The 7209-nt window shown below is 42.7% G+C and carries 8 protein-coding genes, 1 pseudogene and 1 other annotated feature; of the genes and pseudogenes, 2 read left to right on the plus strand and 7 right to left on the minus strand.

Translation table 11 applies throughout. The features are described 5' to 3' along the window. Positions 1 to 9: 9 nt before the first annotated feature. The 5 genes from RCH62_RS03810 to RCH62_RS03830 form a co-directional block, all read right to left on the minus strand. The gene (locus RCH62_RS03810; RefSeq protein ID WP_006596492.1) at positions 10 to 354 is read right to left on the minus strand and encodes a ribosomal-processing cysteine protease Prp; all 345 of its coding nucleotides are present in this window, start codon (positions 352 to 354) and stop codon (positions 10 to 12) included. 15 nt (positions 355 to 369) lie between these two features. Continuing rightward, positions 370 to 684 carry a 50S ribosomal protein L21 gene (gene rplU / locus RCH62_RS03815; RefSeq protein ID WP_003007734.1) on the minus strand — a complete coding sequence of 105 codons (315 nt, stop codon included), beginning with the start codon at positions 682 to 684 and terminating at the stop codon, positions 370 to 372. A 33-nt stretch (positions 685 to 717) separates the two neighbouring features. Next, positions 718 to 804 (minus strand) — a sequence feature (ribosomal protein L21 leader region). Positions 805 to 910: 106 nt separating this feature from the next. Beyond that, positions 911 to 1510: a hypothetical protein gene (locus RCH62_RS03820; RefSeq protein WP_238656298.1), complete on the minus strand. Its 600-nt coding sequence runs from the start codon at positions 1508 to 1510 to the stop codon at positions 911 to 913. A 74-nt stretch (positions 1511 to 1584) separates the two neighbouring features. Then, positions 1585 to 2805, minus strand: coding sequence for a tRNA uracil 4-sulfurtransferase ThiI (gene thiI, locus RCH62_RS03825; RefSeq protein ID WP_306474659.1), 1221 nt, complete (start codon positions 2803 to 2805; stop codon positions 1585 to 1587). A 21-nt stretch (positions 2806 to 2826) separates the two neighbouring features. Next, positions 2827 to 3990 (minus strand): cysteine desulfurase family protein, encoded by a 1164-nt coding sequence (locus RCH62_RS03830; protein ID WP_373689706.1) that lies wholly within the window; start codon positions 3988 to 3990, stop codon positions 2827 to 2829. A 217-nt stretch (positions 3991 to 4207) separates the two neighbouring features. Here RCH62_RS03830 and RCH62_RS03835 point away from each other — a divergent pair, with 217 nt between their 5' ends. Together RCH62_RS03835 and RCH62_RS03840 are read left to right on the plus strand one after the other, a co-directional pair. Further along, the gene (locus RCH62_RS03835) at positions 4208 to 4771 is read left to right on the plus strand and encodes a hypothetical protein (protein ID WP_306474661.1); all 564 of its coding nucleotides are present in this window, start codon (positions 4208 to 4210) and stop codon (positions 4769 to 4771) included. Between the two features lie 102 nt (positions 4772 to 4873). Then, positions 4874 to 5272: a DUF6556 family protein gene (locus RCH62_RS03840; RefSeq protein WP_229038968.1), complete on the plus strand. Its 399-nt coding sequence runs from the start codon at positions 4874 to 4876 to the stop codon at positions 5270 to 5272. Positions 5273 to 5788: 516 nt separating this feature from the next. On the opposite strand, the gene rfbB is transcribed toward RCH62_RS03840, so the two are convergent. Further along, entirely contained in the window at positions 5789 to 6835 is a 1047-nt protein-coding gene (rfbB, locus tag RCH62_RS03845) for a dTDP-glucose 4,6-dehydratase (RefSeq protein WP_006596502.1), read from the minus strand. 257 nt (positions 6836 to 7092) lie between these two features. Further along, positions 7093 to 7209 (minus strand): annotated as a pseudogene (locus tag RCH62_RS03850) (dTDP-4-dehydrorhamnose 3,5-epimerase); the annotation flags it as partial.

Raw genomic sequence — 7209 nt, forward strand, 5'->3', positions numbered from 1 at the left:
TTCCTCCAGTTAGTTTTCTGTGATAACTCTTGTTTGGACGAACTCCGATGAGTTCTCCGATAAGTTTGCCATCCCTAAGAAAAATGATTCAAAGAATAGTTGGGTCATTTCTCTTTGATGAGGTGGAATATCTGTCGGGATTGTGACCCGCATGAAGCCACCCTCTTCTTCGTTTAATTCTAGTTCCGGTTCATAGCCTGCAAATTTCTCAACTGAGTTGACAAAGTTAATGGCAAGCGTAGAAACCGATGCACACACGACATCTAAGCCGTATTCGCCACTTTCGGCGTGACCAGTAATTTCTGCACTCCTCAGCTCGCCATCTTCGGCTCGTTCAAAGACTGCTTGTATCATGTGTTCTCCTAAAAATTAAGCGTTGATTGCGTTGATGACAACTTTAGTGTAAGGTTGACGGTGACCTTGTTTACGGTGGCTACCTTTTTTAGGTTTGTACTTGTAAGTAACAACTTTCTTTTGTTTTCCTTGTTTTTCAACAGTTCCAACAACAGTAGCTCCTGAAACAAGTGGAGTTCCGACAACAGTGTTTTCACCACCAACAAGAACAACTTCGTTAAATGTAACTTCTTGACCAGCTTCAACGTTCAATTTTTCAACGTAGACTGCTTGACCAACTTCAACTTTAACTTGTTTTCCGCCAGTTTTAATGATTGCGTATGTGCTCATTATGCACCTCCTATGTATTTTTGGGTTTCCCCGTATTTTGTGAAGACTCGCCTAGCATCGTGGGACGAACCACTTAAGCTCAAAGGATGAGCAACGATGATCGAGCGGTTGCACAGGCATGTGCATAGTCAACTCTCTAAGTATATCACTTCTACTAACCTTTGGCAAGTGATTTCATTTAATGAAAACGGATTTTCAAGTAAATAGCCTCATTCTTTACTTCCATTTATTTCAAATATACAATCTGCCCTTCTTGATTGACATGAACCTCAATAGCTATCGGAGGCTTCAAATGTTTTTTAGCTGATCTGGCAAGACTTTTATTACTATCTGAAACATTGACTTTTCGCTCTTTCCCATCAACCGTAATAGTGAAGGTAATTCGAGAATAGGTAGACTTGCTTCCTCCTGTCTCCGTATCAACACCAGTAACTAAAGCCGTTTTTAGCTCGGTTGTCTGATTAGTAAAATAATTGTAGCGCCAAACACCATTGGTCACACGATATCCTTCATAAGCAGGAAAGATAATAAATATAAGAAGAGAGCCAATTATTGTAGCAAAAATAGCTCTGCCCTTACTTTTATGGCTTTGACGTATGATTTCCCATTTATTTCTCATGGCCCTCTTGACAGAGCCAGCTTCCTTAATACTTAAATGAAATCCCCAAAATAAGAGAGCATACAAGCTCAGGAAAATCTGAAAATGAACTAAGAGACCAAGTAAATAAGTCCAACTGGGCATTCCAAACAGCAAAGCATTATCTTGTCCATCTTTCCAAGACAATGCTCCCATAAGCCCACTCAAAAAGGAATCCCATTCGTTCATAAATACCCCCTCTTATCTTCAGCATTAATGGATACAATTCCAGATTCTTTCAGTAAAAAGCTACTTCTAAACTCCTACAACAGCCCTTCAATCAGCTCGTCAACTTCATCAGTCTCTGCTTGTGGTCTGATCTCAGTAATCATGATGCCTGCTACCGCACGCTCAACTAAAGCTTCCACATCCATACGTTGCTCATACTGCTCTGCATTTTTTAGTTTTGGATTAGTCTTTGGACGGTCAGGCGCAAAGATGGTACAGCAATCTTCGAAAGGCTGGATAGAGATTTCAAAGGTATCGATGGCCTGGGCGATATCGATAATCTCCAACTTGTCCATGGTCACCACTGGACGAATGACGGGCGTATTGGTCACGGCATTGATGGCTTGCATGCTCTCCAGTGTTTGGCTGGCAACCTGACCAAGACTTTCCCCATTGATGATGACTAGGCCACCACGAATTTGACGGATACGGTCTGTAATGCGCATCATAAAGCGACGGGTCAGAGTCATGAGATAAGCTTCCGGCGCCTTGGCTTTAATCTCTTCTTGAATCTCAGTAAAAGGTACCTCGATAAACTGGATATTGCCCCCAAACTTGGTCAATTTACGAGTTAAATCGTGGGCTTTTTTCAGCGCACCCGGGCTGGTATAAGGCGGGCTAGCAAAGTGAACCGCTTCAATGTCCACACCTCGCTTCAAGGCTAGGTAACCCGCTACTGGAGAATCAATCCCACCAGATAGCATGAGCATGCCTTTACCAGACGTCCCAACTGGCAGACCACCTGCTCCCTTAATGGTTTCATAAAAGATATAGGCTGCTTCTTCCCGGATCTCTACTTGGAGGTTGATATCCGGTTTTTTCATTTGGGCTTGGATACTTGGGATCGCTTCAAAGACAGCGCCACCCAAGGTTTGGTTGAGCTCACGGCTATCCAACTCAAAAGAATGGTCACTTCGTCTGCTGGAAATCTTGAAGGTCATCCCTTCTTGGTAAATATCCTGCATGATTTCTTGAACGGCTGAAATCAAGGCTGGGACTGATTTTTCAATCTTGTAAACGGGTGAAAAATTTTGAATCCCGAAGACCTGTTTGAGGGATTCAGCTACCTGTTCATAATCCGTTCCATTTAGATAGGCATGGGCCCGATCCCGATCGGCTGTCACTTTGACAGCTGGGTAAATGGACAAGACATCTGAGATATTATTACGCAATTTATTAATAAAGCGCATCCGGTTCTTTCCTTTAGTAGAAAGCTCTCCATAGCGGATCATAATTTCTGAATAAGTTAATGGCATAGTAACTTCCTTTTCTTTTCCTTAACGCACCTTACGTGTTTTTTCATAGATCAGTTTGAACTTGGTCAAAAATTGCTCGACCTGACTCATGTCATTTTCGAGATCAAGACTGAGGCGGACTGCTGTTTGTGCCAGAGCCTTATCGACTCCCATAGCAATCAGGGTTCCAGCTGGTTTGCCAGCCTTGGAAGAGCAGGCAGAGGTTGTCGAGATATAAATCTCATACTCTTCGAAAGCGTGGACGATGACTTCTCCTCGCACACCCTTGATGCCAAAAGTCAAGATATGGGGTGCAAAGCCCTCATCTCCTGAGAAGACAGTCACATCTGGATAGTGGGCTAATTCTTCACGAATAACTTCCTTCAACTGATGGCACTTGCGTTCAAAGTCCTCTTGACGCTCCATCGCCAAGCGCAAGGCCTTGGCAGTCGCTGCAATTCCAGCTAAGTTCTCAGTCGTCGAACGAAGGTCCTTTTCTTGTCCGCCACCTGTTAAGAGGGGACTGATTTTCTTCCCTTCTTTGAGATAGAGGAAACCAACCCCACGAAGTCCATGGAACTTATGACTGGAGAAACTTGCCAGGTCCACTCGTTCTGGTAAGTAGAGAGCGGTTGAAACCTTAGCCAGCGCCTGAACCCCATCGACATGGAAGGTGATGGTCGGACGATCAGCTAACAGCTCTGCAATAGCTTGAATAGGCTGGATAGAACCCACTTCATTATTGACAGCCATGATCGAAACGAGGGTTGTATCCGGACGCAAGAGTTTTTCCAACTCTTCTACTTGGACGAAGCCACGCGCATCAACTGGAGCAATATCCACTTCAAATCCTTGACCTTGTAGCCAAAGGGCCGATTCCTTCACAGCTGGATGCTCAATAGCTGAGACAATGAAATGCTTTCCATAAGGAGCTTTTTCAAAAGCAACTCCCTTGATCGCCCAGTTGTCTCCTTCAGTCCCACCTGAGGTGAAATAGATTTCTTCTGCTTTCTTGCCTAGGAGGGAAGCAATCTGCTTACGAGATGCCTCCAAGATCCGGGTCGCTTGACTTCCCAGGTTGTGCAAGCTAGATGGATTGCCCCAAATTTTGCTTGCGACTTCTGTGTAGGTAGCCAAGGCTTCTGGATAAGGTTTGGTTGTTGCTGAATTATCAAAGTAAATCATCTTCCACTCTCTCCTAGTCAATTTTCAATCATCTTATTGTAACATTTATAGGTTGGAGGGACAAGGATTTGGCAGGCTTCATTTTGTTCCTAGTTTCAGACAGAAAACTTGTAAATTTCTCAAAATAGCTTATGATGAAGATGGAGAGTTTTGTAAAACGCTTACAAGATCCCTTGTTGTTTTTTATGACCTACTCAAGTCCAGAACTGGAACTGATTGAAGTTACAAGGAGACAAGCATGAAACGACCGATCTATTTTTCCATTGCCCTAGCTGGAAGTCTTGCTCTTGGAGGACTGCTCTCTGTCCTACCACCACTTCCATTTGCCCTCCCTTCTGCCCAACTAGCCTGTCACGGTAAAGGACAGTGTGACCTACAACAGCCCTTGGAGAAGCCACCATACTTTAGAGAAGATGAAGGCAGCCTCCGTGAAATGAGCCTTATCCAACCAATCCCTGGTGAATCCGATAGCCACATCGAATTCAAATGCTTGGTCGAATACAATGGCTGGTTCCGTCGTATCATCCGCGTCAAAGATGTAAAAGTGATTTCAAAAACCAAGGAATTCAAGGGAAAGATTGACTACTCTATCCCGGATCCAAACAAGATAGAGATTCAGGCGAATGGCCAGTTTATCTCTCCTAATGACTCCTCTAGTTTCAGTAACCATGAAATCATCAGCCAGCCTAGTCAAACAAACCAACCAATTTCCGTCTCTGAAAAAGGACAGGCAAACTTTGAAACGTCCTCTGAGGCAAGCGAGACTCAAAGCGTCCAGTTTGAAAGCAATTTGAAATTTTAAAAACCTCTTTCATTTCTTCTTAGACATTTTCATAAAAATAACGTATAATGACTAAAGTGTTCACATAAAAGAACCAAATATGAAATGAAGAGGAAACAGATTATGTCACAATACTCACGAAAAGAAAAACACCAAGACAGCAACAGACCATCAAGAAGCGAAAAAGTGAAACAGAGCCTTTCTTTATTCCAGATGATTGTCGCAACGATTGCTAGTCTTCTCGGTATTATCGTTACTTCCTTTACTATTTACAGTATCATGAAACCGACGACTAAGACAGAGGAGAAAAAAGATGGCTCCACTAGCGTTGTTGTTGTCCATGAAAAGGATGGATCTGCTACTGATTCAAGTGCTACGGGAACAGATACCAGTGCTAGTAGCAGCCAAGCATCGGAAGCAAGCTCTGAACAAACTGACTCGTCACAGGTAGAAACCAGTGCCAGTGAAGCTCCTGCAGACACAACACCATCTGCTACAGATACCGAATCATCTGCTAATTAATAAAAAGACCATTTGGTCTTTTTATTATAGAAAAGAGTACTTTTAAAAAAACTTTCCTTAGGTGAGTACGGACGTCAGCGAACTTCGAAGAAGTTCCATGACTAATTAAGATACAAAGGGCGTCTGCGGATAAAGTCAAAATAGGAAGTTTGACGCAGAATCTTTAGATTCTAGGAGAACTTATCTTTTTGACACAATCCGCAGCCTGTGTTCAATTCGTTTTGAACCCCCTCGCTCTTTAATTTCCGGGCTCAGGCTAAAACAGTTTCCCAAACTGTTTTACTCCCAAAACTCCCGAGTGCTTGAAATACTATTGTTTCAAGCACTTTTCTCACAGCGGAAAGTTTTATAACTACATAAATGAATCGAACCATTAGACATCACTTTTTTTAAAAAAATTAACTAGTTATTTTATGCAAAAAAAGTTTGTATGCATTCTAAAAAACAGTATAGTCTATTTTAAAAATATAGAAAAGCCTCTGTCGACCAGAAATCCTGATCGATAGAGGCTTGTTTTTACTTGAGAACTTCTTGTGTTTTCGCGTAGTTAGCTTCAACAGCTTCTTTTTCGGCTTTCCACCAGTCTTGGTTATCTGTATACCACTTAATGGTTTCTTCCAAACCTGCTTCGAAGTTGGTGAATTGTGGTTCCCAACCTAATTCTTCACGCAATTTTGTTGAATCGATGGCGTAACGCAAATCGTGACCAGCACGGTCTGTTACACGGTCGTAGGCATCTTTTGGTTGACCCATTTTTTCAAGGATCAACTCAAGCACTTCCTTGTTGTTCTTTTCACCATCGGCACCGATCAAGTAAGTTTCACCGATACGGCCTTTAGTAAGGATAGCCCAAACACCAGTTGAGTGGTCGTTGGTGTGGATCCAGTCACGGACGTTCTTGCCTTCACCATAAAGTTTTGGTTTGATACCTGACAAGATGTTGGTGATTTGACGTGGGATGAACTTCTCGATGTGTTGGTATGGACCATAGTTGTTTGAACAGTTTGAAATGGTTGCCTTAACACCGAAGGAACGAACCCAAGCCTTCACAATCAAGTCTGAAGCAGCCTTGGTTGATGAATAAGGGGATGATGGGTTGTATTTGGTTTCTGCAGTGAATTTTTCACCAGGACCTTCCCCATGTCCAGGAAGATCTTCGCGCAATGGAAGGTCACCATAGACTTCGTCTGTTGACACGTGGTGGAAACGAATGTCGTATTTACGAGCAGCTTCTAAGAGTGTGTAGGTACCAATGAAGTTTGTGTGGATAAATGGTGATGGGTCATTCAATGAATTGTCATTGTGGCTTTCAGCCGCATAGTGAACGATCGCATCAGCCTTAGCAGCCAATTGGTCAACCAAGGCTGCATCAGCAATATCCCCCACAACCAATTCAACACGGTCCCCAAGGATTTCTTCGATGTTGGCACGGTTACCAGCGTAAGTGAGTTTGTCAAGGACAGTCACATGTACGTCTGGATGGTTGTTGTAGACATAGTGTACGAAGTTTGAACCGATGAAACCAGCGCCACCGGTTACGATGATATTTTTGTATTCAGTCATTTTTTCTCCAAAAAATTGTTTTTTCTTTATCGTTCCTTAAATCAATCTTTTTTTAGCTTTCCTTAGGTGAGTACGGACGTCAGCGAACTTCGAAGAAGTTCCATGACTAAGTTTTGAGCCTAGTGTCTCAAAACTTCCGAGCACCTGAAACATTATTTTCTCACGGCGGAAAGCTAAGCATATAGCTCGCTTCGCTCGTTTATAGCAAACCTAAAAACTATATAATAATTTTCTTGATTGTTTTAAGAGCTTCATTTTTACAAATCTTCTGCTTTTAGGGGTTTGACGTCTTTGAGCAATGGGTGGTTCTTATCTGCTTCTGAGACTTCTGCTTCTTCCAAGTTTTCCCATTGGATGTCTAGGCTTGGGTCTGC

The organism is Streptococcus sp., from assembly GCF_030825805.1.
GTDB lineage: Bacteria > Bacillota > Bacilli > Lactobacillales > Streptococcaceae > Streptococcus.